The organism is Micromonospora sp. HUAS YX12 (assembly GCF_040215685.1).
Classification (GTDB): domain Bacteria; phylum Actinomycetota; class Actinomycetes; order Mycobacteriales; family Micromonosporaceae; genus Micromonospora; species Micromonospora tulbaghiae.
On sequence record NZ_CP157974.1, the window covers coordinates 5,923,120 to 5,948,962 of the forward strand.

At 74.6% G+C, this 25,843-nt stretch carries 25 protein-coding genes; 13 read left to right on the plus strand and 12 right to left on the minus strand.

The features are described 5' to 3' along the window. The first annotated feature begins 90 nt into the window (after positions 1-90). The gene (locus ABIH81_RS28135) at positions 91-1,380 is read left to right on the plus strand and encodes a cation:proton antiporter (RefSeq protein WP_349877896.1); all 1,290 of its coding nucleotides are present in this window, start codon (positions 91-93) and stop codon (positions 1,378-1,380) included. 22 nt (positions 1,381-1,402) lie between these two features. Here the strand turns inward: ABIH81_RS28135 and ABIH81_RS28140 are convergent, their stop codons facing one another. Further along, complete coding sequence (locus ABIH81_RS28140) at positions 1,403-2,341, minus strand: FAD-dependent oxidoreductase (protein WP_349881228.1); 939 nt, start codon at positions 2,339-2,341, stop codon at positions 1,403-1,405. A 101-nt stretch (positions 2,342-2,442) separates the two neighbouring features. Here ABIH81_RS28140 and ABIH81_RS28145 point away from each other — a divergent pair, with 101 nt between their 5' ends. Continuing rightward, entirely contained in the window at positions 2,443-2,667 is a 225-nt protein-coding gene (locus ABIH81_RS28145) for a DUF3072 domain-containing protein (protein ID WP_349877897.1), read from the plus strand. Between the two features lie 2 nt (positions 2,668-2,669). Here the strand turns inward: ABIH81_RS28145 and ABIH81_RS28150 are convergent, their stop codons facing one another. Next, a complete protein-coding gene (locus ABIH81_RS28150) occupies positions 2,670-3,170 on the minus strand; it encodes a YfcE family phosphodiesterase (protein ID WP_349877898.1) in 501 nt (166 codons plus the stop codon). 82 nt (positions 3,171-3,252) lie between these two features. Continuing rightward, a complete protein-coding gene (locus tag ABIH81_RS28155) occupies positions 3,253-5,082 on the minus strand; it encodes a glycoside hydrolase family 15 protein (RefSeq protein WP_349877899.1) in 1,830 nt (609 codons plus the stop codon). Positions 5,083-5,193: 111 nt separating this feature from the next. Here ABIH81_RS28155 and ABIH81_RS28160 point away from each other — a divergent pair, with 111 nt between their 5' ends. Then, a complete protein-coding gene (locus tag ABIH81_RS28160) occupies positions 5,194-5,781 on the plus strand; it encodes a general stress protein (RefSeq protein WP_349877900.1) in 588 nt (195 codons plus the stop codon). Positions 5,782-5,827: 46 nt separating this feature from the next. Here the strand turns inward: ABIH81_RS28160 and ABIH81_RS28165 are convergent, their stop codons facing one another. Beyond that, positions 5,828-6,412 (minus strand): DUF1684 domain-containing protein, encoded by a 585-nt coding sequence (locus ABIH81_RS28165; RefSeq protein ID WP_349877901.1) that lies wholly within the window; start codon positions 6,410-6,412, stop codon positions 5,828-5,830. Between the two features lie 113 nt (positions 6,413-6,525). Between ABIH81_RS28165 and ABIH81_RS28170 the strand changes: the two genes are divergently transcribed. Both ABIH81_RS28170 and ABIH81_RS28175 read left to right on the plus strand, forming a co-directional pair. Next, positions 6,526-7,008, plus strand: a complete 483-nt coding sequence (locus ABIH81_RS28170; RefSeq protein ID WP_349877902.1) for a MarR family transcriptional regulator — start codon at positions 6,526-6,528, stop codon at positions 7,006-7,008. Positions 7,009-7,019: 11 nt separating this feature from the next. Continuing rightward, positions 7,020-8,006 (plus strand): pirin family protein, encoded by a 987-nt coding sequence (locus ABIH81_RS28175; protein WP_349877903.1) that lies wholly within the window; start codon positions 7,020-7,022, stop codon positions 8,004-8,006. Positions 8,007-8,050: 44 nt separating this feature from the next. Here the strand turns inward: ABIH81_RS28175 and ABIH81_RS28180 are convergent, their stop codons facing one another. Continuing rightward, complete coding sequence (locus ABIH81_RS28180; RefSeq protein ID WP_349877904.1) at positions 8,051-8,176, minus strand: hypothetical protein; 126 nt, start codon at positions 8,174-8,176, stop codon at positions 8,051-8,053. Positions 8,177-8,316: 140 nt separating this feature from the next. On the opposite strand from ABIH81_RS28180, the gene ABIH81_RS28185 reads away from it, so the two are divergent. Further along, entirely contained in the window at positions 8,317-9,906 is a 1,590-nt protein-coding gene (locus ABIH81_RS28185; protein ID WP_349877905.1) for a phospholipase D-like domain-containing protein, read from the plus strand. Here ABIH81_RS28185 and ABIH81_RS28190 read toward each other — a convergent pair. After that, complete coding sequence (locus ABIH81_RS28190) at positions 9,855-10,592, minus strand: hypothetical protein (protein WP_349877906.1); 738 nt, start codon at positions 10,590-10,592, stop codon at positions 9,855-9,857. The two genes, ABIH81_RS28185 and ABIH81_RS28190, sit on opposite strands and share 52 nt — an antisense overlap. A 334-nt stretch (positions 10,593-10,926) precedes the next feature. On the opposite strand from ABIH81_RS28190, the gene ABIH81_RS28195 reads away from it, so the two are divergent. Both ABIH81_RS28195 and hrpB read left to right on the plus strand, forming a co-directional pair. After that, entirely contained in the window at positions 10,927-11,748 is an 822-nt protein-coding gene (locus tag ABIH81_RS28195) for a SigB/SigF/SigG family RNA polymerase sigma factor (RefSeq protein WP_128139135.1), read from the plus strand. Positions 11,749-11,882: 134 nt separating this feature from the next. Beyond that, entirely contained in the window at positions 11,883-14,492 is a 2,610-nt protein-coding gene (gene hrpB / locus ABIH81_RS28200; protein WP_349877907.1) for an ATP-dependent helicase HrpB, read from the plus strand. A 3-nt stretch (positions 14,493-14,495) separates the two neighbouring features. On the opposite strand, the gene ABIH81_RS28205 is transcribed toward hrpB, so the two are convergent. Further along, positions 14,496-15,221, minus strand: a complete 726-nt coding sequence (locus tag ABIH81_RS28205) for a protein phosphatase 2C domain-containing protein (RefSeq protein ID WP_349877908.1) — start codon at positions 15,219-15,221, stop codon at positions 14,496-14,498. A gap of 213 nt (positions 15,222-15,434) precedes the next feature. Between ABIH81_RS28205 and ABIH81_RS28210 the strand changes: the two genes are divergently transcribed. Together ABIH81_RS28210 and ABIH81_RS28215 are read left to right on the plus strand one after the other, a co-directional pair. Further along, a complete protein-coding gene (locus ABIH81_RS28210; protein ID WP_349877909.1) occupies positions 15,435-18,041 on the plus strand; it encodes a glycoside hydrolase family 9 protein in 2,607 nt (868 codons plus the stop codon). A 53-nt stretch (positions 18,042-18,094) separates the two neighbouring features. Beyond that, on the plus strand, positions 18,095-18,415 hold the full coding sequence (locus ABIH81_RS28215) for a multidrug efflux SMR transporter (protein ID WP_018784936.1): 321 nt from the start codon (positions 18,095-18,097) through the stop codon (positions 18,413-18,415). A gap of 12 nt (positions 18,416-18,427) precedes the next feature. Here ABIH81_RS28215 and ABIH81_RS28220 read toward each other — a convergent pair whose 3' ends face one another. Further along, positions 18,428-18,958, minus strand: coding sequence for a DinB family protein (locus tag ABIH81_RS28220; RefSeq protein WP_349877910.1), 531 nt, complete (start codon positions 18,956-18,958; stop codon positions 18,428-18,430). 290 nt (positions 18,959-19,248) lie between these two features. Here ABIH81_RS28220 and ABIH81_RS28225 point away from each other — a divergent pair, with 290 nt between their 5' ends. Further along, positions 19,249-20,127, plus strand: a complete 879-nt coding sequence (locus ABIH81_RS28225; protein WP_349877911.1) for a hypothetical protein — start codon at positions 19,249-19,251, stop codon at positions 20,125-20,127. Between the two features lie 331 nt (positions 20,128-20,458). Here ABIH81_RS28225 and ABIH81_RS28230 read toward each other — a convergent pair whose 3' ends face one another. After that, positions 20,459-20,986, minus strand: coding sequence for a GNAT family N-acetyltransferase (locus tag ABIH81_RS28230; protein ID WP_349877912.1), 528 nt, complete (start codon positions 20,984-20,986; stop codon positions 20,459-20,461). A 192-nt stretch (positions 20,987-21,178) separates the two neighbouring features. Here ABIH81_RS28230 and ABIH81_RS28235 point away from each other — a divergent pair, with 192 nt between their 5' ends. Together ABIH81_RS28235 and ABIH81_RS28240 are read left to right on the plus strand one after the other, a co-directional pair. Further along, positions 21,179-22,444: an MFS transporter gene (locus ABIH81_RS28235; protein ID WP_349877913.1), complete on the plus strand. Its 1,266-nt coding sequence runs from the start codon at positions 21,179-21,181 to the stop codon at positions 22,442-22,444. A gap of 22 nt (positions 22,445-22,466) precedes the next feature. Next, positions 22,467-23,000: a GNAT family N-acetyltransferase gene (locus ABIH81_RS28240; RefSeq protein WP_349877914.1), complete on the plus strand. Its 534-nt coding sequence runs from the start codon at positions 22,467-22,469 to the stop codon at positions 22,998-23,000. 1 nt (position 23,001) lies between these two features. On the opposite strand, the gene ABIH81_RS28245 is transcribed toward ABIH81_RS28240, so the two are convergent. Genes ABIH81_RS28245 through ABIH81_RS28255 form a run of 3 tightly spaced genes read right to left on the minus strand, consistent with a single transcriptional unit; the run spans position 23,002 to position 25,839 of the window. Beyond that, complete coding sequence (locus tag ABIH81_RS28245; protein WP_349877915.1) at positions 23,002-23,259, minus strand: UBP-type zinc finger domain-containing protein; 258 nt, start codon at positions 23,257-23,259, stop codon at positions 23,002-23,004. Further along, positions 23,256-24,836, minus strand: coding sequence for a Na+/H+ antiporter (locus ABIH81_RS28250; protein ID WP_349877916.1), 1,581 nt, complete (start codon positions 24,834-24,836; stop codon positions 23,256-23,258). The genes ABIH81_RS28245 and ABIH81_RS28250 overlap by 4 nt, the downstream gene beginning before the upstream one ends. Before the next feature lie 37 nt (positions 24,837-24,873). Further along, on the minus strand, positions 24,874-25,839 hold the full coding sequence (locus ABIH81_RS28255) for a TIGR03885 family FMN-dependent LLM class oxidoreductase (RefSeq protein WP_349877917.1): 966 nt from the start codon (positions 25,837-25,839) through the stop codon (positions 24,874-24,876). Positions 25,840-25,843 lie beyond the last annotated feature (4 nt).

Below are 25,843 nucleotides of genomic sequence, written 5' to 3' on the forward strand. Positions count from 1 at the left end.
ACCGTCGGGCACGCGCAGGCTTAGCCGGGCCCGCTTCGGGGCACTGCTGGACTCCACCGCCCGGCCACCGGGCGACGGAAGGGTGGTGTCGTGGAACCGGTCGATGTCGCGTTCGCTCTGCTGGGCGTCGGTGCGCTGCTGGCCGGGGTGCTGCCCCGGGTGCTGGAGCGACGGCCGCTGTCGATGCCGATCGCGTTCCTCGGACTCGGCATGCTCGTGTTCGTGCTGCCCACCGGCCTGCCCACACCGGACCCGCTGCGCTGGCCGGAACTGACCACCCACCTCACCGAGGTCGGGGTGATCGTCGCGCTGATGGGCGCCGGCCTGAAGATCGACCGTCCGTTGAGCTGGGCCCGCTGGTCGTCCACCTGGCGGCTGCTGGCGATCGCCATGCCGCTGTGCATCGCCGCGGTGGCGCTGCTCGGCTGGTGGTGGGCCGGCCTGGTGCCGGCCGCGGCGCTGCTGCTCGGCGCGGCGCTCGCCCCCACCGACCCGGTGCTCGCCTCCGACGTGCAGGTGGGCGAGCCGACCGACGTGGAGGACTCGGAGGACGAGGTGCGCTTCGCGCTCACCTCCGAGGCGGGCCTGAACGACGGGCTCGCCTTCCCGTTCGTGTACGCGGCCATCGCGATCGCCACCACCGGGCTCGCCCCGTCCGGCTGGCTGGCCGAGTGGTTCGCCGTGGACGTGCTCTACAAGCTCGCCGCCGGCGTGGGTGGCGGGCTGCTCGTCGGCTGGCTGCTCGGCAAGCTGTTCTTCCGCGCCCCGAGCAAGCTGCGGCTGGCCCGGCACTCCGAGGGCTTCCTCGCGCTGGCCGCGACGTTCCTCGCGTACGGGCTGGTCGAGGTGGCCGGCGGGTACGGCTTCCTGGCCGTGTTCGTGGCCGCCCGCGCGATCCGGGCCGCCGAGCGTACGCACGAGTTCCACTCCGTGCTGCACGACTTCGCCGAACAGGTGGAGCGGCTGCTCACGGTGCTGTTGCTGCTGCTGTTCGGCGGAGCCGTGATCGGCGGGCTGCTCGCGCCGCTGACCTGGCCGGCGGCGCTGGCCGGGCTGGCCCTGGTGCTGGTGATCCGGCCGCTGGCCGGGTGGCTGTCGCTGCGCGGTGCGCCCGGCAAACCGGCCGAGCACTGGGTGATCTCGCTGTTCGGCATCCGCGGCGTCGGCTCGTTCTACTACCTGGCGTACGCCACCAGCAAGACCGACTTCCCGCAGGCGGATCTCGTCTGGGCCACCGTCGGTCTCGTGGTGGTGGTGTCAGTGGTGGCGCACGGCATCGCCGCGACGCCGGTGATGCAGTTGCTGGACCGGGAGGGCGAGCGCACCGGCGAGGACACGCGAGCCGGGTCGGCCGCGCAACCCGTGGGCGCCACCGGCTGAGCGGCGCGGGCGGCGGCCCGGATCAGCCCAGCCGGGCGGCGAGTGCGCGGCCCAGATCCCGGCCGGAGCGCCAGGCGGTCTGCACGCGCGGGCGGCCGAACGCGTCACCGGCCAGGCCGATCCCGTCGTCGTCCAGGTGGAACGTGGCGCTTCCGGCGTGGGCCGCCGGGGTCGCGTACGTCCAGCGGTGCACGTGGGCCGACACGGCCGGCTCGGGCAGTCCGAGCAGGTCGCGGACCGCCTGCTCGATCGCCGGGCGGGCGGCGGTGGGCTGGAGCAGGTGCCCGGCGGCGAACCCGGCGGTGGTGTGCGCGACGAGCACCGGCGCGCCGTCGCCGCGCCGGTCGCCGTCGTCGCAGACCAGGCCGAGCACGGGGTGGTCGTTGACGAACGCGCCACGGAAGTCCGGCCAGCGGCGGGCCGGGAAGTGCAGCACCCCGCTCAGCGCCGACGACCACCGCTGCGCGGCCACCGCCCGGGTGGCCTCGGCCAGCGCCGGGTCCAGCAGCAGCGCCGCCTGCGGGCCGGGCATGGCGAGCACGACCGCCTCGGCCCCGGTGCCGTCCACCCGGGGGCCGGGCTCGACCGTCATCACCAGCCGGTCGTGCGTCACCGGCAGGTCGCCGGCCAGGTGCTCGACGAGCGAGCGCAACCCGCGCGGGGCGGCCCAGCGCATCGGGCCGGTGACCTGCTCGCGCCCGCCCGGCCCGTACGCGACGAGCGTGTCGGTCCACTCCCGCGCCAGCCCGGCGGCCCGCCACCGGTCCACCACGGCGGCGAAGTCCGGGTCGTCCACTGTGAAGTACGCGGCGCCCAGGTCGGCCGGGCGGCCGTCGAAGCGCTTGCTGGCCATTCGCCCCCCGGTGACCCGGGCCCGTTCGCGTACCCGCACCGGGACACCGGCCCGCGCCAGCTCGTTCGCGCACGCCACCCCGGCGATGCCCGCACCGACCACCACCACGCCCGCCCGGTCCGCCGTCACCAGGTGATCGTAGGCGGCGGGCGGCATGAACCCGCCGGGCCGGGGGTAGTGGTACACCCGTTCGAGGAGAGGTGATCAGCATGGCCGACCGCAACGACACCAGCGGCAGGAACGTGAACCCGGACGCCGCCGTCAAGGATCCGGACGACTGGGTCACCGGCGACGAGCCGCCCACCGCCGCCCAGGAGTCGTACCTGCACACCCTGGCCCAGGAGGCGGGCGAGCCGGTGCCGGAGGGCCTGACCAAGGCCGAGGCGTCCCGGCGGATCGACGAGCTGCAGGCGGAGACCGGCCGGGGCCGCTGAGGTCAGCGCGGGGGCAGGCGGTGCAGTTCGACCCGGTCGAGCCGCCCCGCCGCCACCCGGGCGGTCAGGTAGGTGGCGTACGGCTGCGCCCGCCGGTCGGTGGGCGAGCCGGGGTTGAGCAGGCGCAGGCCGCCCGGGGCGACGCTGTCCCAGGGGATGTGCGAGTGCCCGAAGACGAGCAGGTCGCAGTCGCCGTACGCGGCGGCGCAGCGCTCCTCGCGGCGGGTCTTCGGGCCGGTCTCGTGCACCACGGCGACCCGCAGGCCGTCCAGCTCGACCCGGGCCACCTCGGGCAGCCGGGCGCGAAGCGCCGGGCCGTCGTTGTTGCCGTACACCCCGATCAGGTGGCGCGACCGCGTCTCCAGCGCGTCCAGCAGCGCCACGTCCACCCAGTCACCGGCGTGCACCACCACGTCCGCCGCCTCCACCGCCGCCCACAACGGCGCCGGAAGATCCCGCGCCCGCTTCGGCACATGCGTGTCAGCCACAATCACCAGATCCACCCCCTCATCCTCCCCCACCCACCCCTTTCTCCGTCGATCATGAGGTTGGCGGCACTCAGGGAGATCGACTTCACCGTCAACCTCATGATCGACGGGAAGAGGCGGAGGCGGGGGAGGTCGCGGGGCGGGGGGCGGTGGCTCGGGCGGCGGCATCGGTGATGCGGCCGGCGGCGATGATCAGGCCGATGTGCGAGTACGCCTGCGGGAAGTTGCCGACCTGCTCGCCGGTGTCCGGGTCGATCTGCTCGGCGTACAGGCCGAGGTCGTTGGTGCGGGCGGCGAGCCGTTCGAACAACCGCCGCGCCCGGTCCAGTTCGCCCGCCTCGGCCAGGCAGGCGGCCAGCCAGAACGAGCAGATCAGGAACCCGGCCGGGTCGCCGTCCCAGCGGCGCAGCAGCCCGTCGCGGGACAGCCGCCGCTCCAGCACGTCCATCGTGGCGCGCATCCGGTCGTCGTCCGCCGGCAGGAAACCGACGAGCGGCATGACCAGCACCGAGGCGTCCAGGTCGTCGGAGCCGAACGCCCCGGTGTACGCCCCGACCCGCTCGTTCCAGCCGTGGGTGAGCACCGCCGCCCGCACCTCGTCGCGCGCGGCGGCCCAGCGTGCCACGTCCGCCGGCTCCCCGATGCGGGAGCCGAACCGGACCGCCCGGTCCAGCGCGGTCCAGCACTCCACCTTCGACGACACGTACTGCCGCTCCGGGCCGCGCCCCTCCCACATCCCCGCGTCGGGCCGGTGCCAGCCGCGCGCGGCCTGGTCGGCGAGGGTACGCAACAGGTCGCGGACCTCCGGTGACACGGGGTCGAGGTAGTACCGCATCAGCCAGGCGGCGTCGAGCACCTCGCCCAGCACGTCGTTCTGCCGCTGCCGCCACGCGTCGTTGCCGACGAGCACCGGCCGGCTGTGCTCGTACCCGTCCAGGTGGTCGAGTTCGTGCTCGGTCAGGTCCCGCTCCCCCTCGACGCCGTACATGATCGGCACCGGCTCGTCGCCGATCCGGCCCATCGCCCGGGCCACCCAGGTGAACTGCCGGTCCGCCTCGTCCGGGCAGGCCGCCCGCCACAGCGCCTGGAGGGTGAGGCTGAAGTCGCGCAACCAGACGTAGCGGTAGTCGTAGTTGCGGTCGCCGCCGAGCCGCTCCGGCACCGAGGTGGTGGCCGCGGCGACGACGGCGCCGCTCGGCGCGTACGTCATGCCCTGCACCGCGAGCGCGCTGCGCCGCACCTCGTCGCGGTACTCGCCCTGGTAGTCGTGCAGTGCCGACCAGGAGCGCCACCCGGCTACCGTCTCGGCCACCACCTCGGCGGCGTCGGGCAGCACCGGTCCGGCGCCGGCGTACGTCGGGGCGTACCCGAGGGTGAAGCGGTGGGTGCTTCCGGCGCGGGCGGTGAACCGTCCGGCGGCGGCCCCCTCGGCGATGGTCAGCGGGACGTCGGCGCGCAGTTCCAGCCGGCAGGCGCCGGCGGTGGCGGCCACCACCCCGTCGCGTTCGGTCAGGTAGGCGCCGACCCGGCCGTACTCGAAGCGCGGGGCGTAGTCCACGCGCATCGGCACCTCGCCGGTGAGCCCTTCGACCAGCCGGGCGAGCACCCGCGGCGAGCGCATCCCGATGTCGTGACCGCGCGCGCCGGGCTCCAGCGCCAGCGCGTCGGTGACGGCGACCGTGCCGGTCGCCGTGGTGAAGACGGTACGCAGCACCAGCGCGTCGTCCAGGTAGGACCGGCTGCTGGTGGCCGCGCACTCGGGGCGGATGCTCCAGTGCCCGGCGTCCTCGTCGAGGAGGCGCCCGAACACCGACGGCGCGTCGAACCGGGGCGGGCACCACCAGTTGACCGCGCCGTCCCGGTCGACCAGGGCCGCGCTGCGCCCGTCGGCGAGGAACCCGTGCTCGCTGATCCGTCGGGTCGGCACGACCGTGGCTACCCGGCCCGGGTGCCGCCATGCCTGGCCACATCGGTCCCGGTCGGCACGTTACTGCTGCCCGGCGGCGGGAACGCGGCGGGTTGACGAAGGAGGATGCTCATGACCAGACCCTCGACTCCGACCGCGGCCTGGCAACCGGGTGCGCCGGGCAGCGACAACCTCCCGTCCGGCCCGGGCGGGCGCCCGACGCCGCCGAGCGGGGACGGGCACGGGCCGCAGGCCGGGGCGCACACGGTCACGATCGGTTCGTACCCGGACTATCCGTCCGCCCAGCGCGTGGTGGACTACCTGGCCGACAACCGGTTCCCGGTGGAACGTACCTCGATCGTCGGTACGGACCTCGCGCTCGTGGAGACCGTGATGGGACGGCTCACCACGGGCCGGGCGGCCCTGCTGGGCGCCGGCACCGGCGCCTGGTTCGGTTTGTTCATCGGGTTGCTGTTCGGCATCTTCACCGCGGGGAACTGGCTGGCGGTGATCCTGGTCGGGCTGGTGATCGGCGCGATCTGGGGTGCGGTGTTCGGCGCGGTCACGCACGCCATGAGCGGTGGGCAGCGCGACTTCACGTCGGCCAGTTCGCTGCAGGCCGCCCAGTACGCGGTCACAGTGGACGCCGAGCTGGCCGGTCAGGCCCAGCAGATGCTCAGCCGGATGCACCTGACACCGACCGGCGCCACCGCCCGCTGACCGGCGGTACGCGACGAGGGGAGGGCCGGGCGGCCCTCCCCTTCCGTCAGTGGTACGCCCGCTCCCCGGCCCGCAGCGGCACGTCCACCCGGTTCTCCGGTGGGGCCAGCGGGCAGGCCCACCTGTCGTCGTAGGCGCAGCTGGGGTTGTAGAGGTAGTTGGCGTCCAGGCGGACCCGGTCGCCGGGCAGCACGGTCAGGCCGCGCCCGAACGTGCCCTTGACCGTGTCGGTGAGGTACCGGCCCCCGCCGTACGAGCCGTCGCCGCAGGTTCCGTCGCGCAGCGGCAGGAACAGCCCGCCCCCGTACGCCTCGATCCACCAGAGCGTCAGCGGTCCCCACGGCGTCTCGGCGACCGCCACCCGCCGGTACGCGACCACCCCGTCCGGGCCGCCGGTGTCGATGCGCAGCTCCCCGGAGGCGGGGCGCAGCGGCGCCTCCACCACCGCCGACGGGTCGGGCGGGTACCAGCGCAGCCCGGTGAAGCCGGGCCGGTCGGCGGGCGGCACGGGGCTGCTCGGGTGGGTGCGGAACAGCTCGTCGCGCGCGGCCCGGAACCCGGTCAGATCGAGGTCGGACAGGTAGAGCCGGGCCACCCGCTCCCGCCAGTCGAGCAGGTCGAGATCGTCCATCCCCCGACCATAGCCGGATCACCTCTTCAGGTTTTAAGAAAGGCTACTCCCGGGCGCGCCGCCCCACGCCGAGAGGGCTTGTTTAAATTTTAAATAGTGCTACTCTCGGAGCCATGACGGAGAGCCTGGACGCCGAGCGGACGGCCTGCTGGCGCGCGTACATCGAGTCGAGCCAGCGGCTGTTCACCCGGCTCGAGGACGACCTGCGCACCGACAGCGACCTGAGCTTCGCCGACTACCACGTGCTGGTGCTGCTCTCCGAGGCGCCCGGTCAGCGGCTGCGGATGGGTGAGCTGGCCGACCGGCTGGTGTTCTCGCCGAGCCGGCTGACCTACCAGATCACCACGATGCAGAAGCGCGGCCTGGTGGCGAAGGAGGCGTGTCCGGCGGACCGCCGCGGCAGCGAGGCCGTGCTCACCGCGGCCGGCCTGCTCGCCCTGCGTGAGGCCGCGCCGCACCACCTGCGCTCCGTCCGCGCCCACCTGATCGACGACCTCGACGACGCCGAGGTCGCCTGCCTCACCCGGGTCTTCGAGCGGCTCGGCCGGCGCCTGCGCGCCGACCGCACCGTGTCGTCCACCCCGGCCGACAAGTAAGGAGTCCCGCGATGCCCGCGATCACCGTCGACGACGTCCTCGTCCTGCCCCGGCTGCCGAAGCTCGGCGAGGCGACCGAATACCGCCCGGTCCGCCGGGTCACCACCGCTCCCAGCGGGTACGAGGGCGAGGGCTTCCCGGTCCGCCGGGCCTTCGCCGGGGTGCCGATGACCGAGCTGGACCCGTTCATCCACCTCGACCAGATGGGCGAGGTGGACTACGCGCCGGGCGAGCCGAAGGGCACCTCCTGGCACCCGCACCGCGGCTTCGAGACGGTGACCTACATGATCGACGGGATCATGGACCACCAGGACTCGACCGGTGGCGGTGGCACCATCACCGACGGCGACACCCAGTGGATGACGGCAGGCAGTGGTCTGTTGCACGTCGAGGCCCCGCCGGAGCACCTGGTGATGAGCGGCGGGCTGTTCCACGGCCTCCAGCTGTGGGTCAACCTGCCCCGGGTGGCGAAGATGAGCGCGCCCCGCTACCAGGACATCCGCGGCCGGGAGTCGGCGCTGCTGACCACGCCCGACGGCGGCGGCCTGATCCGGGTCATCGCCGGCGAGGTCGCCGGGCACCGGGGTCCGGGCTCCACGCACACGCCGATCACCATCGCGCACGTCACGTTGCAGCCCGGCGCCGAGCTGAGCCTGCCGTGGCGGTCGGACTTCAACGCGCTGGTGTACGTGCTGGCCGGCCGCGGCACGGTCGGCACCGACCGGCGGCCGATCCACCTCGGCCAGCTCGCTGTGCACGGGCCCGGTGAGGCGCTGCGGATCACCGCCGACCGGACGCAGGACTCCAACGCCCCGGCGCTGGAGCTCTACCTGATGGGCGGCCAGCCGATCCGCGAGCCGGTGGCGCACTACGGCCCGTTCGTGATGAACACCCGGGCCGAGCTGATCCAGGCGGTCGAGGACTTCCAGGCCGGCCGGCTCGGGGTCGTCCCGACCGGGCGGGTGCCGCACAGCGACGGCCAGGGCGACCGGCCCTGACCTGCTACGGGCGCCCCGGTTCGCCGGGGCGCCCGGCCGCGGTCTCAGGAGACGGCGAAGATCCCGGCCACCCCGAGGATCACCATCAACAGGACCGCCACCAGCGCACCCCGCTCCCCCTCCACCGCCTGCTCGCGGTCGGTCACGGTGTTCTGCGTCTCGGCGGGCATGTCGGTGCCTCCTCGGTTTCGCGATCCAGGGGTCCGGCGCACCCCTGACGCGCGGCACCGACGCCGACCTGCTGTTCGACGTGCGGTGCCCTGCCGGGGGTCCTACCGTGTGAGGACGTCGTCGACCTCGGGGGTGGAACGTGACTCTGCGGGACTGGTTCCTCACCGCACAGGAACGCGCCAACCCGAGCTCTGAATTACCCGTCTGGGCCGATGGAAACCTCGCCGAGCCGCTGATTCACGGTGCCGCGTACTTCGACCGCCTGGTCAGCGAGGTGGAGTCGCTCTCGGCGGGCGACCACCTGTTCTTCACCGACTGGCGTGGTGACCCGGACGAGCGGATGCGCCCGGACGGCCCGACAGTGGCCCAGTTGTTCGCCCGCGCCGCCCAGCGCGGCGTGATCGTCAAGGGCCTGATCTGGCGCTCCCACCTCGACACGCTCTCCTACAGCGAGGAGGAGAACCGCGACCTCAGCGAGGCGATCCGCGCGGCCGGCGGCGAGGTGCTGCTCGACCAGCGGGTCCGGCGCGGCGGCTCCCACCACCAGAAGCTCGTGGTGCTGCGCCGCCCCGGCGACCCGCGCCGCGACATCGCCTTCGCCGGCGGCATCGACCTGTGTCACAGCCGCCGCGACGACGCCGCCCACGCCGGCGACCCGCAGCCGGTCGGCATGTCCCCCCGGTACGGCCCCACGCCGCCGTGGCACGACGTGCAGCTCGCGATACGCGGGCCGGTCGTCGGCGCGCTCGACACCACGTTCCGGGAGCGGTGGACCGATCCGATGCCACTTGACTCGGAGAACCCGATGGCGTACCTGCGGGACCGGCTGCGCGGCTCCGACCTGCGCCCGGACCCGCTGCCCGAGCAGCCCGCCGACCCGCCGCCCTGCGGGCCGCACCACGTGCAGGTGCTGCGCACCTACCCGGCGGTGCGGCCCCGCTACTCCTTCGCCCCGGACGGCGAGCGCACCGTGGCCCGCGGCTACACCAAGGCGGTACGCCGGGCCCGGCGGCTGATCTACCTGGAGGACCAGTACCTCTGGTCGACCGAGGTGGCGGAGCTGTTCGCGCAGGCGCTGCACGAGCACCCGGACCTGCACCTGGTGGCTGTCGTCCCCCGGCACCCCGACGTGGACGGCCGGCTGGCGCTGCCGCCGAACATGGTCGGCCGGGAGCAGGCGCTGTCGCTGTGCCACCGGGCCGCGCCGGAGCGGGTGCACGTGTTCGACGTGGAGAACCACGACGGCACGCCGGTGTACGTGCACGCCAAGGTCTGCGTGGTGGACGACGTCTGGGCCAGCGTCGGCAGCGACAACTTCAACCGCCGGTCCTGGACGCACGACAGCGAGCTGTCCTGCGCGGTGCTCGACGACACGCGCGACGAGCGGGCGCCGGCCGACCCGGCCGGGCTGGGCGACGGCGTCCGCGTGTTCGCCCGCGACCTGCGGCTGCGGCTGTGGCGCGAGCACCTGGACCGCGATCCCGGCGGCGCGCAGGACGACGACCTGCTGGATCCGGCGGACGCGGTCGCGGCGATCACCGCGGCGGCCGACGAGCTGGACCGCTGGCACGCCGGGGGCCGGGCCGGTCCCCGTCCGCCGGGCCGGTTGCGGCCGCACCGCCCGGAGCGGTTGCCCTGGCGTACGCGGGTTTGGGCGCTGCCCGCGTACCGGCTGGTCTACGACCCGGACGGCAGGCCGCTGCGCGCCCGGCGGGCCGGCACCTGGTGAAGGTCCGCCACCTCGTCCGGCACGTTCGGGCGGGCCGGGTACGCGAACGACACGCGCGGCGAGTAGAACCCCCAGCACACGTGCAGCGGGTTGGCCGGACGCAGCGCGTGGACCGGGTGCTCCCGGGCCGGGAACTCCACCGACTCGACCTCGAACGGTGACACCGGCTCGGCCACGTACGGGTAGTCGGTGACGATCAGCTCGCCGTCGCTGCGGGTGAGGTAGCGGTGGTGGCCGTTGTGCGCCTCGGTGCCGGTGTGCCCGACCCGGGCGGTGACCCGGATCAGCAGCGTGCCGTCGGCGGCCCGGGTCTCGGCGGTGAGCTGATCGCCCCGCAGGTCGAGCCGGGTCTCGCCCGGAACGGCCGGCGCGCCCCGCGCGGCGGCGTAGCGCCGGACCCGCTCGCTGGAGGAGAAGTAGTGCGTCCACCAGCCACCCGGCGTCTCGCCGTCGGGCGGGTCCATGTCCGCCAGTGAGACGCCCAGGTAGGTGAGCGAGTACGCCCCGAAGCCGGAGGTCTGCGTCTCGTCGTCGACCACGTACTGGTTGACGAACACCTGCCGCTGCGGGTGCGGGCGCAGACCCGCGGGCAGCAGCGTGCCGACCGCGCCGGGATCCGCCGGGAGCCAGCTGAACAGCAGCGTCCGGGCGTTGATGACGAGTTGCGGCGCGGCGGGATCCAGCACGGTGCCTCCGTTGACGTGTCGCTACGGACGCTACGGGCGGTCCCGTCGGGGGGACAACGACAGAAAGGCGACACTTCGGCCACCTGTCGGATTCCATGTTGACCGGTCGGGGTACGACCGGGGCCGACCGGTCAGCGCCGCCTGCCACCTCTGCCGAGCGCGATATAGACCGGCTCACGCCTTTCATGGCTGCTTACACCTTAAGTACATCGTACTTTCGGCTAGATTTCCGCAGCACCATCGGGCTATGGTGGCTTCCGAACGTACGACCGACACCTAAACCTAAGCGTCACGTCTTTTTTCTTCCGTGGACGAGGTGCAGGGAGGACCACCCATGACCGCTCCCACGATCAGCGCCCCGGCGACCACGCCGGCCGCCTCCGCGAAGCTCGACCCCCGCTCGCTCACCGACAGCGCCGCCGACCTGCTCGCCGCGATGGCCGCGCTGCCCGCCGACCACCCGTCGCGGCCGGCGCTGCGCGACCGTGCCATCGAGGCGTGGCTGCCGCTGGCGAACCACCTGGCCCACCGCTACAGCGGCCGGGGCGAGCCCAACGACGACCTGGCGCAGACCGCCGCGATCGGTCTGATCAAGGCGATCGACAAGTTCGACCCGTCACGCGGCGTCGACTTCGCCGGCTACGCCATCCCGACCATCATCGGCGAGCTGAAGCGCCACTTCCGCGACCGCACCTGGGACATCCGGGTGCCCCGCCGGCTCCAGGAGCTGCGCCTGGCGATCTCCGACGCCAACAGCACGCTGCTCCAGACGCTCGGCCGCTCGCCGACGGTCGCCGACATCGCCGCCCACCTCAAGCTCACCGAGGAGGAGGTGCTGGAGGGCCTGGAGGGCGCCCGCGCCTACAACGCGGTGTCGCTGTCCACCCCGACCGGCGACGGCGAGCGGGCCACCGAGCTGGGCGACCTGCTCGGCGGCGAGGACGGCGAGTTCGAGCTGGCCGAGATGCGGGTGGCCCTCGGCCCGGCGCTCGCCACGCTCGACCAGCGCGAGCAGAAGATCCTCACGCTGCGCTTCTACGGCAACCTCACCCAGTCGCAGATCGCCGAGCAGATCGGCGTCTCGCAGATGCACGTGTCCCGGCTGCTGGCCCGGGCCCTGACCAAGCTGCGCGGTCAGCTCGACGGAACGTACTAGCAAGGGGGGCGGCGGCCGGGTCGGCGGACCCGGCGCGGCGGCCCACCCGGCCCGGTCGGCGGTGCGCCGGCCGGGCCGTTCCGCGTCCCGGGGGCGACGCGGACCGTCCGGCGGCGCGGTGCGAGAGTGGGCCGGTGCTCGCCGACATCCCGCTCGACCTGCCGGTCCGCCCGGTCCTGCCGGCGCTCGTCGGCGCGCTGCGCGAGCGTGGCGCCGCCGTCCTGGTGGCGCCGCCGGGCACCGGCAAGACCACCACCGCGCCGCTCGCGGTCGCCGACGCGGTCACCGGCCGCGTGGTGATCGCCCAGCCCCGGCGGGTGGCCGCCCGCGCCGCCGCGCACCGGATGGCCGCCCTGCTCGGCGAGCGGGTCGGCGACCGGATCGGGTACGCGGTGCGCGGCGAGCGCCGGGCCGGGCCGCGTACCCGGGTCGAGGTGGTCACCACCGGCCTGCTGGTCCGCCGCCTGCACCACGACCCGGAGCTGCCGGGCGTGGACGCGGTCCTGCTCGACGAGTGCCACGAGCGGCACCTCGACGCCGACCTGGCGCTGGCGTTCAGCGTCGAGGCCCGCGCGACGCTGCGCCCGGACCTGTGGCTGCTGGCGATGTCGGCCACCCCGCGGACGGACCGGTTCGCCGCGCTGCTCGGCGCCGGCGACCCCGCCCCCGTGGTACGCGCCGAGGCCGCGCTGCACCCGGTCGAGCGGGTGTGGGCGCCGCCGGCGCGCCCGGTGACGCCACCCGGCGCCGGCCGGGTCGACCCGGCGCTGCTCGACCACGTGGCCACCACCGTGCGCCGGGCGCTGCGCGAACGCGACGGCGACGTGCTCGTCTTCCTGCCCGGCGCGGGTGAGATCGCCGCCGTCGCGCGCCGCCTGGCCGACCTGCGCGACATCGCGGTGCTGCCCCTGCACGGACGGCTGCCCGGGCCCGCCCAGGACGCGGCGCTCACCCCGGCCGCCGGGCGGCGCGTGGTGCTGGCCACCGCGGTGGCGGAGAGCAGCCTGACCGTCCCCGGCGTACGGGTGGTGGTGGACGCCGGACTGAGCCGGGTGCCGCGTACCGACCTGGCCCGGGGGCTGGGTTCGCTGGTGACGGTGCCGGTCTCGCGGGCGGGGGCCACCCAGCGCGCCGGCCGGGCCGGGCGGGAGGCGCCCGGCGCGGTCTACCGCTGCTGGTCGGAGGCGACGCACGCGCGGCTCGCCCCGCAGCCCGAACCGGAGATCGCCACCGCCGACCTGACCGGGTTCGCGCTGGAGCTGGCGGCCTGGGGCACACCGGACGGCGCCGGGCTGGCGCTGCCCGACCCGCCGCCGCCGGCCGCGCTGACAGTGGCGCGGGAGACGCTCACCACGCTCGGCGCGGTGGACCACGACGGCCGGATCACCGGGCGGGGACGGGCGGTCGCGGCGGCGGGCACGCATCCCCGGCTGGCGCGGGCGCTTCTCGACGGCGCGCCCCGGGTCGGCGCCGACCGGGCCGCCCAGGTGGTGGCGATCCTCGGCGAGGACACGCTGGGCGGGACGGGGGACGACCTGCCCGCCCGCTGGCGCCGACTGCGCGACGGCGCCGACCCGGCCGCCACCGCGCGCTGGCGCACCGAGGTACGCCGCCTGCGCGCCGCCCTGCCCGCCGACGGCACGGACGAGCGCCCCGGCTCACCCGCCGGCCCGGCGGACCGGCGGCAGACCGGCGCGCCGGCCGGCCGGGCGGCGCAGCGGCGCGACGCCGGGCGGCCGGCGGGAGACGAGCGGGCGCGTCTGCCCGACGATCTGGCCGCGGGGCTGCTCGCCGGGCTGGCGTACCCGGAACGGCTGGCCCGGGCGCGGCGGCCGGGCGGGTCCGCGTACCTGATGGCGGGCGGGACCGCCGCGGAGCTGGCGCCCGGGTCGGGGCTGGCCGGAGCGGCGTGGCTGGCCGTCGCGGTGGCCGACCGCTCTCCCGGCGCGCCGGCCGCCCGGGTGCGGCTCGCCGCGCCGATCGACGAGGCGACCGCCCGGGAGGCCGGGGCGGCGCTGCTGCGCGCCGGACGGGAGGTGACCTGGTCCGGCGGGGACGTGGTGGCCCGGGAGGTGGTCCGGCTCGGCGCGGTCGAGCTGGTCGACCGGCCGCTCACCGCGCCGGAGCCGGAGCTGGTCGCGGCGGCGCTGCTGGACGGTCTGCGGCAGGAGGGGCCGGGGCTGCTGCGCTGGACGCCGGAGGCGACCGGGCTGCGCCGCCGGCTGGCCTTCTGCCGCCAGGCGCTCGGCGACGACTGGCCGGACGTCTCCGACGCGGCTCTGCTGGACCACGCACCCGTCTGGCTCGGCCCGGAGCTGGCCCGCGCCCGGCGCCGGGCCGACCTCGGCCGCGTGGACGTGGCGGCGGCGCTGCGGCGGCTGCTGGACTGGCGGCAGGCGGCGCGGCTGGACGAGCTGGCCCCGGAGCGGCTAGAGGTGCCCAGCGGGTCACGGATCCGGGTCGACTACGCCGACCCGGCCGCCCCGGTGCTGGCCGTCAAGCTCCAGGAGACGTTCGGCTGGCGGGACGTGCCACGGATCGCCGACGGGCGGGTGCCGGTGCTGCTGCACCTGCTCTCCCCCGCCGGGCGGCCGGTGGCGGTCACCGCGGACCTGGCCTCGTTCTGGCGCACCGGATACCCGCAGGTGCGGGCGGAGCTGCGTGGACGCTACCCGCGCCATCCCTGGCCGGAGGATCCGACCACCGCCGAGCCGACCCGCCGGGCGAGCCCGCGCCGGCGCTGAGGGCTACTCCTCGACCACGTCGGCGATCACGACGGTGATGTTGTCCGGGCCGCCCGCCCGTAGCGCCAGGTCGATCAGCCGGGCCGCGCAGGCGTCGCGTTCCGGCTGCTCGCCGAGCACCTCGGTGAGCGTGTCCGCGCGGACCACGTTGGAGAGGCCGTCGCTGCACAGCAGCCAGCGGTCACCGGCCCGGGGCACCATCGTGGCGTACGACGGGGAGACCTCGTCGCCCTGCAACGCCTGGGTCACCACCGCCCGCCGGGGGTGGCTGCTGGCCTGCTCGGCGGTGATGACGCCCTGGTCGACCAGCATCTGCACGAACGTGTCGTCGCGGGTGACCTGCTTGAGCACGCCCTCGCGGTACAGGTAGGCCCGCGAGTCGCCGACGTGCGCCAGCGCGAGGCAGCTGCCGGTGCGGGCGAACAGCAGCGCGGTGAGCGTGGTGCCCATGCCCTGGCGTTCCGGGTCCTCCTCGACGGCCTGGCGGATCCGCGCGGTGGCCAGCTCGATCCCACCCTGGAGCGCGGCGACGAGGGCGTGCTCCGGCGTCTCCACGTCCAGCGGGGCGATCGCGTCGATGGCGATGCGGCTGGCCAGGTCGCCGGCCGCCATGCCGCCCATGCCGTCGGCGACCGCGACCAGCCAGGTGCCCGCGTGCTGCGCGTCCTGGTTACCGCTGCGGATCAGCCCACGGTCGCTCGCTCCGACGGAACGAAGCTTCAGGGTCATGGGTCGCAGCCTGCCAGGTCGAGGGCTCGGATGTCTCTAGGAGATCACTGACATCGTACGTGGCGCGCCGAATCCCGCCGCGCGCGGGCGCGCGGCGCTCATCGGACCGGATCGATTGACAGCGGCGGAACGCGATGGAAACATCGGGCTGATATTGGGAGCGCTCCCAGCTCCCGGTCTCCCCCACCACCCCCGAGCACGGAAGGAACCTCCGTGACCCGATCCCGTCGTCGGCTCGCCGCACTCGCGGCCACCACGCTGGCGCTCACCGGCCTCACCGCCGGCCCGGCGAGCGCCGAGGTGCCGCCGGACGCCCCCGAACAACTCCGCAACGGCGACTTCAGCGCCGGTGTCTCACCCTGGTTCTCGTACGGCACCGGCGACCTCGCGGTCGTCGACGGCCGGCTCTGCACCTCCGTCGCGGCGGGCACCGCCAACCCCTGGGACGCCGGCATCGGCCAGGACGCGGTGCCGCTGACCCAGGGCGCCGAGTACGAGCTGTCCTTCGACGTCTCCGCGACCCCCGGCGCGGCCGTCAAGGCGGTGCTCCAGCTCGGCAGCGCCCCCTACACCACGTATGCCAGCGTCGACGCGACAGCCACCGGCACCGCGCAGCGCGTCACCACCACGTTCACCTCGCCGGCCGAGAACCCCACCGCCCAGCTGATCTTCCAGGTCGGGGGCAGCGCCCAGGCGCAGACGTTCTGCCTGGACAACGTGTCGCTGCGCGGCGGGGAGCCGGCACCGCCGTACGAGCCGGACACCGGGCCCCGGGTCCGGGTCAACCAGGTCGGCTACCTGCCCGGCGGGCCGAAGCACGCGACTGTGGTCACCGAGGCGACCGAGGCGCTGCCGTGGCAGCTGAAGTCGGGGGCCGGCGCGGTGGTCGCCAGCGGGCAGACCACGCCGCGTGGCACCGACGCCGCCTCGGCGCAGAACGTGCAGACTGCCGACTTCTCCGCGTACCGCACGCCGGGCACCGGCTACACGCTGACCGTGGACGGCGAGACCAGCCACCCGTTCGACATCTCCGGCGCGCTCTACGACCGGCTGCGCGCCGACTCGCTCCAGTTCTTCTACGCCCAGCGCAGCGGCATCGCCATCGACGGTGACCTGATCGGCGAGGAGTACGCCCGCCCGGCCGGCCACCTCGGCGTCGCGCCGAACCAGGGCGACACCGACGTGCCGTGCCAGGCCGGCGTCTGCGACTACTCGCTGGACGTGCGCGGCGGCTGGTACGACGCGGGTGACCACGGCAAGTACGTCGTCAACGGCGGCATCGCCGCCTACCAGCTGCTGAGCACCTTCGAGCGGACCAAGACCGCCGAGACCGCCGGCGGCGGCGCCGCCCTGGGCGACTCCACGCTGCGGCTGCCCGAGCGCGGCAACGACGTGCCGGACGTGCTCGACGAGGCCCGCTGGGAACTGGAGTTCCTGCTGCGCATGCAGGTGCCGGCGGGCAAGCCGCTGGCCGGGATGGCCCACCACAAGATCCACGACCGGAACTGGACCGGACTGCCGCTGCAGCCCCAGGACGACCCGCAGCCGCGGGAGCTGCACGCGCCGTCCACCGCCGCCACGCTGAACCTGGCCGCCGTCGCGGCGCAGTGCCAGCGGCTGTACGCCCCGTACGACGCCGCGTTCGCCGCGCGCTGCGGCACCGCCGCGAAGACCGCGTACGCGGCGGCCAAGGCGCACCCGGCGATCTACGCCCCGGCCAGCGACAGCACCGGCGGCGGCGCGTACGACGACACCAACGTCAGCGACGAGTTCTACTGGGCCGCGGCCGAGCTGTGGCTGACCACCGGCGACAAGGCGTACCTGGCCGACGTCACCGGCTCGCCGCTGCACACCGCCGACGTGTTCGCCGCCGGTGGCGCGTTCGGCTGGCAGAGCGTCGCCGCGCTGGGCCGCCTGGACCTGGCCACCGTGCCGAACACGCTGCCCGCCGCGGAGAAGACCCGCATCCGCGAGTCCATCACCGCCGCCGCCGACCGCTACCTGGCCACGATCGCCGGCCAGGCGTACGGGATGCCGTTCCCCGGCAGCGCCGACGCCTACGTCTGGGGCAGCAACAGCAACCTGGTGAACAACGCCATCGTGCTGGCCACCGCGTTCGACCTGAGCCGGGACGCGAAGTACCGGGACGGCGCGGTGCAGGCCGCCGACTACCTGTTCGGCCGCAACGCGCTGAACATGTCGTACGTGACCGGGTGGGGCGAGCAGCACGCCCGCAACCAGCACAGCCGGATCTTCGGCCACCAGCTGAACCCGGACCTGCCGCGTCCGCCGGCCGGCTCGCTCGCCGGTGGTCCGAACGCCGCGCTCCAGGATCCGTTCGCGGCGAGCCTGCTCGCCGGATGCGCGCCGATGTTCTGCTACGTCGACGACATCAACTCGTACGCGACGAACGAGGTGGCGATCAACTGGAACTCGGCGCTGGCGTGGCTCGCGTCGTTCCTGGCCGACCAGGGTGACGCCGGCGCGGTGCCGGCACCGTCCTGCGCGGTCACGTACACCACGCACGGGAGCTGGCCGTCCGGCTTCACCACCCAGGTGACGGTGCGCAACACCGGCACGACGGCGGTGAACGGGTGGAGCCTGCGCTGGGCGTTCCTCGGCGACCAGAAGGTGGGCCACGCCTGGTCGGCGCAGCTCGGCCAGAGCGGCGCCACCGTCACCGCGAAGAACCTGTCCTGGAACGCGAAGCTGGCACCGGGCGCCTCCACCACGTTCGGCTTCAACGGGACCGCCTCCCGGTTCCCCAACCCGGATCCGGGGCTGGTCACGCTGAACGGAAAGGCCTGCACGGTCTCCTGACCGGGATTCCGGCTCCACTCGGGCGCCATCGCAGGACCGGGTACGGTCCTGCGATGGCGTACCTGTTCCTGCTCGGCGCGATCACCGCCGAGGTGATCGGCACCAGCCTGCTCAAGGCCACCGACGGCTTCACCCGGCTCTGGCCCACGCTCGGCCTCGCCGTGGCGTACCTGTCCGCGTTCGGGCTGCTCTCGCTCGCAGTGAAGGACATCCCGGTCGGCGTCGCGTACGCGGTCTGGTCCGGCCTCGGCACCGCCGCCATCGTGGCGATCGGCGCGGCGTTCCTCGGTGAGCCGCTGAGCGTGACGAAGGTGGTCGGGGCGGCACTCGTCATCGCCGGGGTGGTGGTGCTCAACCTCGGCGGCGCGCACTGAGCACCGCCCGGCTCAGGCCGGCCGCCCCGCCGCGCGCAGCAACCGGAGCTGCCCGATCTCGGCCACGTTCTTCATCAGCTCCGCGTTCACCCACGCGGCCAGGTGCGCGATGGTGAGCCCGGCGTCGGCGGGCCAGGGGTACGCGGCCGGCCGGTCCAGGTCGGCCCCGGTCAGCCCGTCCAGCACGTCCGTCCACTCCGTCCGCAGTTCCCGCAGCCAGGTGACCGTCTCCGCACCCGGACCGGGCCACCGGATGTCGTCGCGTTCCCGCGCCGGCCGCTGCCGCACGTGGTCGGCGGCGACCGACCACCACCAGCCGATGTGCCAGGTCAGCCAGGCGATCGTGGGCCCCGGCACCGGGTCCGGCTCGGTGTCGGCCCAGTCGGGGCGCCACCCGCCGTCCGGGCCGGGACGCATGGTCCAGCAGAGCGCGGCCGGCTCCCAGAGGAAGTCCGCCGGCTCCAGCCGGTCGAGGTGGTACTCGGCGAGCGCCCAGGTCAGGTCGAACTGCCAGCGCAGCAGGGTGTTGACGGAGGCGGACACCGCGCGATCGTGGCACGGCAGGCGCCCCCGGTCGACCGGTTAACCCGCCGCGCCGGGTCGGCGTGTTACCCGGGGTCTGCGTGTCGTCCCGGATGAGAAGGGTTTCCCTCGGCGTTATGCCTCTCAGGCATATTTATGACTGAGAGGCATAGCGCTCCGGAGCTCATCCTTCCCGCGGTGCCTGCCGACCGCGCGTCACCCCGCTTACGAGAATCCGGTGGACTCGCACACGCACGTGCGCGACCGTGACCTTCGTGGGCGGCGACGCGGAACGTCGGGTGTGGGCGGCAATGCCAGCCGGTAGCCGCGAGGCGCTCGCCGCGCTCCCAGCGACGGACCTGCGAACACTGCTTCTCGGCGTCGCCCGGGACCGCGCCGGGGCCGTCCGTCCGGCGCAGGTGCTGCGGCGCTGGAATGAGGACCGGTTCGTCCGGCCGTCCGCTGCCGACCCGCGTGTGCTGTCCCGCTTGGAGGGTCGGATCTGGGCGCTGTTGCCGCCGGATGCGGCAGGGGTGGAGTTGTCGCCGGTGGCGCCACTCGGCACCTGCGCCGCCGTCGCACCGGTCAGCCAGCACCGGATCGTCTCCACGATGCGCGGCACGGAGGTGATCAGCGACCCGACGAACGCCTTGGCGGTGGAGGCAGCGGCGCGCCGCAGCCAGGCCGACGAGGTGCACCTGGCCGCGATGCACCGGGTGCTGCGGGCACAGGACTTCGGTCCTGACGCGTCCACCCACTTCCGGCTCTGCGCGCTGGTCTCCACCACACGGGACACCGGTTCGGGGCGCACCGAGGCCCGGCTGCTTCTGCGGCATCTCACCTTCTGGCGCACCGTGCTGACCGAGCTGGCTCCGGCGGCCGCACCGCGGTTGCACGTAACGGCCCTGGACCCGATCGTCGGCGAACGGCTCCACGACACCGTCCGGCCCGCGTTCGGCGACAGCCTTGTTCCCCTGCACGACGAGCCGGAGCGAAAACGCGGTCGCGGCTACTACCGGGGCGCCGCGCTGCGCGTCTCGCTGCACGACGACAAGCGGGATGTCGGTGACGGCGGCTTCACCGACTGGACCGCCCGACTGCTCGGCGACGCCAAGGAGCGCTGCCTGATCTCCTGCCTGGCGACCGAACGCCTCGCCGACTTGACACCTTGGTCCGACGGAGGCCGCTGAACGGCGCGCTCACCGGAGCGCGGGGATTGATCCGCGGGGTGAGCGGCATCGCTTTGTCCAGGGCACCGCGACAGCCAGACCCGCGCCTAGCGTCGACCTCATGGCCCCGGCCGGACCCCGCTGATGGGACGCATCGCGCCGCTCCCGCCGCCCAGTCCGCTGCGCACGCTGGCGTACGCCACTTTCGCCAACACGGTCGGCACCGGGCGCCGGCCGGCCGGCCGGGCGCTCTACCTGGCCCAGAACGTGGGACTGGCTCGTACGCGACGGACGGGGTGGCGATCAACCGGAACGTGGCACTGCCCCGATCCTCGGTCGACGGATCAACCGCTCAGTCGGGTAGGCGTGCGGGGACGGGGCGGCGCATCGCGATCCGCTCGGCCGGGTCGAGGCCCAGCGCCGCCTCCGCGGCCAGCAACTCGACCAGGCCCGCCGTCAACTCCGTCCCGCTCAGCTCGCGGAAACCGCACCGCACGTAGTAGGGCCCGTTCCACGGCACCGAGCGGAAGGTGGTCAGCGTCAGCGCCGGCAACCCCTGCGACGACGCCCACCCGGCCACCCGGTCGAGCAGACGCCGCCCGATGCCACGCCGGGCGTACGCCGGGTCGACGCTGAGCTGCTGCACGTGCGCCGCGCCGTCGACCAGGTCGGCCAGCACGAACGCGGTCGGACGGTCGGCCACGTCGGTCGCGACCCACAGCCGGCCGGCGCGCTGCCCGGCGGCCAGCGCCTCCACCGGCAGCGGTGGCATGTCGGCCACCAGGGTCATGCCGATCTCCCGGAACGGGGCGCCGGAGGCCACCTCGATCCGCTGCACCTCGGTAAGCTCGTCGGCCCGGGCGATCCTGCTGCGCTCCACGGCGCCGACCCTGGCAGAGCGGGAACCGGCGGGCGAGCGGATTTCCCGTACCGCGCTCCGGGTGTCCGGCGGTGACCAGCGGCGTCGATGCCCCGGCCGGCTCGCGGTGTGACGGGCGTCGCCCCGCGCGGGGCTCCGGGCCCGCCGGAACAGCCCTAGCGTCGACCTCATGGCCCCCGACGGACCCCGCTGATGGGACGCGTCTCGCCGCTCCCGCCGCCCGGGCCGCTGCGCACGCTCGCGTACGCCACGCTGGTCAACACCGTCGGCGCGGGGCTGTGGCTGGCGGGCGGGGCGCTCTACCTGACCCGGGACGTGGGTCTCTCCGCCACCTCGGTGGGCGCCGGACTGACAGTCGCCGGGCTGGTCGGGCTGACCGCGAGCGTGCCGCTGGGCGGGCTGGCCGACAGGTGGGATCCGCGTACGCTCCGGGCCGTTCTGCAGGTGGGGCAGGCGGTGGCCGCGCTGGCATACCTGCTGGTCGGCTCGTTCCCGGCGTTCCTGGCGGTGGCGGTGCCGGAGGCGCTGCTCGCGGCCGGCAACCTGTCGGTACGCGCGGCGCTCGTCGCCGCGGTGGGCGGTCCGGACGGCCGGGTGCACGCCTTCGCCACGCTGCGCGCGGTCGCCAACCTGGGAATCACCGTCGGCACCGCGCTGGCCGGGATCGCGCTCGCAGTGGACACCCACCGGGCGTACCAGGTGCTCGTGGTCGGCAACGCGGCCACCTACCTGCTCTCGGCGGCGCTGCTGCTGCGCCTGCCACCGCAACCGGCCGCCGACGGCGCGCGACGCACCCCGGGCACGCTGCGGCGCGGCGGGCGACTACGGCGCGGCGGGCCGCTGCGGGACGGACGGTTCCTCGCGGTGAGCGGCGCGTCGGCCGTGCTGAGCACGCACGTGACGGTACTCGTGCTCGTCGTGCCGCTGTGGACGGTGGACCGGGCCGGCGCGCCGCCGCCGGTGGTCTCGGCGGTGCTGCTCGTCAACACGATCCTCACCGTGCTGCTCGCGGTACGGCTGAGCCGGGGCGCGGAGCGTGCCGCGCCGGCCGCCCGGAAGCTGCGCCGGGCCGGGCTGGTGCTCGCGGCTGCGACACCGCTGTACGCCGTGACCGGCGTCCTGCCGGTGCTCCCGGCGGTCGTCCTGCTGCTCGTCGCGACCGCGGTGTGGACGGTGGGCGACCTGTGGCACGGCGCGGCCGGCGCGGGCCTCGCCTACGACCTGGCCGCACCGGGTGCGATCGGCGCCTACCAGGGCGCGGACGGGCTGCTCGCCGGGCTGGCCCAGGCGCTCGGCCGGGGTCTGCTCACGCTGCTGGTGCTCGGCGGCGGTCCGGCCGGCTGGCTGGTCCTCGGCGGGTTCTTCGCCGCCGCCGGGCTGGCCGCCCCGGCGCTGGCCCGCCGGGCGGTCGCGGACCGGCCGGTGCCGGAGGCACGGCCCGCCGGGGTGCCCGGGTGAGCCGGTGTAGCAGCATGGCGGGATGACCGACCGGCAGAGCATCACCATCCGCCCGGGTGGACCCGGCGACGCCCCTACGCTGTTGCGGCTGCTCGACAGCGCCACCGCCTGGCTGGCCGAACGCGGGCGTACCGACCAGTGGGGCACCGAGCCGGCGTCGATCGACCCGCGCCGCATCGCCCAGGCCGACGCGTGGGCGGCCGGGGACGGCCTGTACCTCGCCGAGATCGACGCGACGGTGGTGGGCGCGCTGGTGGTGGGCGCGGCGACCGAGTACGTGCCGCCGGCCACCGAACCGGAGCTGTACGTGAACCTGCTGGTCACCGACCGGGCGTACGCGGGACGCGGGGCCGGGGCGCGGTTGCTGGCGTACGCGGCGGAGCTGGCCCGCGAACGCGGCGTCGGCCTGCTGCGGGTGGACTGCTTCCGCAGCCCGGACCGGGCGCTCGTGCGGTTCTACGAGCGCTGCGGGTTCACCGCGGCCGAGCCGTTCACGGTGGAGCGGCCGGGCCGTCCGACGTGGACCGGGCAGGTGCTGGAGCGCCGGGTCGGCTGAGTCAGCCGATCTCCTCGTCCACGAAGCACCAGCGCCACGACTCCCCCGGCTGGATCGACCGCATCACCGGGTGCCCGGTGGACTCGAAGTGCTTCGTGGCGTGCTGGTACGGCGAGGAGTCGCAGCAGCCCACGTGCCCGCAGGTCAGGCAGGCACGCAGGTGCACCCAGTCCGCGTTGCCGACGGCCACGCAGTCGGGGCACTCGGTCGTGGTGCCGGGCTCGGCCGTGCCCGCCTCGGCCAGGTGCTCGCAACTCATTCGACGGCCTCCTGTCGCAGCATGGACTCCTCCAGATCCAGATCACGATAGGCGCGGGTGAGCACCTCCTCCGGGATCTGCCCGGAGTCGCGGGCGGCCCGGAACACCTCCCGCTCGGCGTCGATCATCTCCTGCCGCAGGCGCGCGTACGCCTGGGAGGGGGTTTCCCGTTCGGTGCCGCCGAGCCGTTCCCAGGCCAGGTTGGCGCGGGAGGTGGTGAGCCCGCGCAGGCGTTCCACCACCGCCTCCGGCGCGCCGGCGGCCAGCTCGTCGAGCCGGTCCCGGGCCGCCCGGCTGGCCTGCTGCTGCACCCCGGCGGCGGACAGCGCGTCCTGCACCGGGTCGTCCGGGGGCAGCCGCAGCCGCCGGGCCACCCAGGGCAGCGTGGCGCCCTGCCCGACCAGCGTCGCGACGATCACCGCGAAGGCCAGCCAGATGAGCAGCCCGCGCGGGTAGGGCGTGTCGTCGGCGAGCGTGAGCGGCAGGCCCAGCGCGGCGGCCAGCGTCACCACGCCCCGCATGCCGGCCCAGCCGATGACGACGGGGAACTGCACCGGCGGCGCCGGGTCGCGCTGGCGGATCCGGGGCACGAGCCGGGCCAGGTAGGTGGCCGGGAACACCCAGACGAACCGGGCCAGGAAGACGGCGGCCAGCACCGCCGCGGTGATCGCGGCCAGCGAGCCGAACGGCTCGTCGAGGTCGCGTACCACCTCCGGCAGTTGCAGGCCGACCAGCAGGAACACCAGTCCTTCGAGGAGGAACCGGATCAGCCGCCAGAACGCGGTCACCTGGAGCCGGGAGGCGGCCGACAGCAACGTGGGCAGCTTGTGCCCGATGCCGAGGCCGGTCACCACCACGGCGACCACGCCGGAGGCGCGGATCTCCTCGGCGGCGAAGACCACAGCGAACGGCACGATCAGCGACAGCGCGTTGTCCAGCACCGGGTCGGTGATGCGCTTGTGCAGGTAGCCGAAGACCACCACGCCCAGCAGGCCGACCAGGATGCCGCCGCCGGCCGCGACGACCACCTCCCGGGCCACCGCGCCGACGCCGACGCCGCCGGTGGTGGCGGTCGCGGCGACGATCGCCACCCGCAGCAGCACCAGCGCGGTGGCGTCGTTGACCAGGCTCTCGCCCTCCAGGATGGTGACGACCCGCCGGGGCAGGCCGACCCGCCGGGCCACCGCGGTGGCGGCGACCGCGTCCGGCGGCGCCACCACCGCGCCGAGTGCCAGGCAGATCGCGTACGGCAGCTCGGGCAGGAACCAGTGCACGACGGTGCCCACCACGAACGCGGTGAAGATGACCAGCCCGACCGCGAGCAGCAGGATCGGCCGCAGGTTGAGCCGGAACGCCGGCACCGACGTCTCCAGCGCCGCCACGTAGAGCAGCGGCGGCAGGATGCCCACCAGCACCAGGTCCGGGTCCAGCCGCACGTGCGGGAAGAACGGCAGGAAGGACAGTGCGAGGCCGAGCACCACCAGCAGGATCGGCGCCAGCAGGCCGAGCCGGCGGGCCAGCGCCGCGCCGAAGGTCGCGATGGCTAGGAAGACCACGACCTCGAACAGAGCATCCACGAACGACGAGCCTAAGCCCCGGAGGGCCGATGTGTGATCAGGCGGCGGAGCGCAGCTTCGGCAGCACCTCGGCGCCGAACGTGTCGATGAACGCGCGCTGCTCCTGCCCGACGTGGTGCAGCGCGATCTGGTCGAAACCCAGCGCCACGTACTCCTCCAGCCAGCCGACGTGCCGGCCCAGGTCGGCGGAGACGTTCACGGTCTCGGCGACCTTGGACATCGGCACGTCGGCGCTCGCCACGTCGAAGTGCTCGGGGGTCTCCAGATCCCAGCAGATCGGCGGCGCGAACACGTTGCTGCGCCACTGCTCGTACGCGATCGCTTCGGCCTGCTTCTGCTCGGGCGCCCAGCTCACGTGCACCTGGAGGTGCAGCGGGCCGCGTCCGCCCGCGTCCCGGTAGGCGCCGATCATGCGCCGCAGGTGCTCCACCGGCGCGTTGACGGTGATCAGCCCGTCCGCCCACTCGGCGCACCAGCGCGCGGTGGCGATACTGACCGCGGCACCGACCAGCGCGGGCGGCTCCTCCGGCCGGGTCCACAGCTTCGCCCGGTCCACCGTGACGAGCCCGTCGTGGCTGACCTCCTCGCCGGCCAGCAGCGCCCGGATCACGTCCACGCACTCGCGCAGCCGGGCGCTACGGATGTCCTTGCGCGGCCAGCCCTCGCCGGTGATGTGCTCGTTCGACGCCTCGCCGGTGCCCAGCGCGGCCCAGAACCGGCCCGGGTACATGGCGCCGAGCGTGCCGATGGCCTGCGCGATGATCGCCGGGTGGTACCGCTGGCCGGGCGCGTTCACCACGCCGAACGACAGGTTCGTGGCCTGGAGCGCGGCGCCGAGCCAGGACCAGGCGAACCCGGACTGGCCCTGCCGCTCGCTCCACGGCGAGAAGTGGTCGGAGCACATTGCCGCGTCGAAGCCGGCACGTTCGGCGTGGATCACCGCCTCCAGCAGCCGGGCCGGGTGGATCTGCTCGTGGGATGCGTGGAAGCCGAACGCCGTCATGGTC